The following is a 1,059-nucleotide window of genomic DNA, read 5'->3' on the forward strand; positions in this document are numbered from 1 at the left end:
CCACTGACGGTCAAAATCGAGTACAAGCCATCCGGCAGTTGATTGCGATTGATGACTTTCCACAAGACCCAGCCACCAGCAAAACCAAGAAGCGCACCGATACCAAACTGCTTAACAAAACTGAGCGCTAAAAAGCCGGCGCTTTACTCGGTTCCCGTACTAGAGAGAATCGCAGGTAACGTGAGGGTCAAGAAGACCGCCATTGGGTCGTTGGTGCCCGATTCAATTTCTAACGTCGAGCCAACACGTTCGTTCAGACTGCGCCCTTTCAATAAAGAGAAGACCGCGGCCGCATCCGTTGAACCGACAATCGCGCCAACCAAGATACCTTGCAATAAATCCAAATCGAACAACCAAGTCGCCATCAAACCGGTTAACAATGTCGTGATGGCTACGCCTATGGTTGCCAACGACACCGAAGGCCACAAGGCGACCCGAAAACTGGCGACTCGCGTTCGCATCCCGCCATCCAAAAGAATGATGGCGAGCGCTAAGTTACTGACTAAATAAGCGATGGAATAATTATCAAATAAGATTCCGCCAAGGCCATCTTCCCCAGCCAACATACCTACCGCAAGAAATACGAGAAGGATTGGAATCCCCAACTTTGAGGACACGGGGCTTAAAAGAACGCTCAGTGCAATCAGTAATGCACCAATCAGAAAAAAGCTGTTAATGGTGTCTGCGTCCATTCTCACCCTCCCTAAATGAAAAGCTACAAACAATCTCAACGAGTAAGCATATAAGTTCCTAAATCACCTCAACTTTAAGATGTAAGCGTGATGAGTTAAGCACAGGCTTTATTGTGCCTCAAAACCGAGCTCCGGTACGAAAACTTTATGTAAACAAATCACTTGAGAAGGTTGAATCTAGGTATAGATTCGGTGAAATCAATGAAGAAAAGATTAACCAATGCAACATATTGAAAATTTTATGCATCAAATCATTAGACCTTAGGCTAATTTAACACCTTTTTAACATCATCAAATCTTATCAATTTCGCCGTAACCGCCCATTATTCGGTCGTTTTTCCTTTGTTACGCCCCGACTAAAGTTGAA

1 pseudogene is annotated in these 1,059 nt (G+C 44.9%); it reads right to left on the reverse strand.

The window, feature by feature from the left end:
* Positions 1 to 692: pseudogene (locus tag R7Z77_RS24140) on the reverse strand (cation:proton antiporter); the annotation flags it as partial.
* Positions 693 to 1,059 lie beyond the last annotated feature (367 nt).

The sequence above is a fragment of the Vibrio sp. 1401 genome (assembly GCF_033340295.1).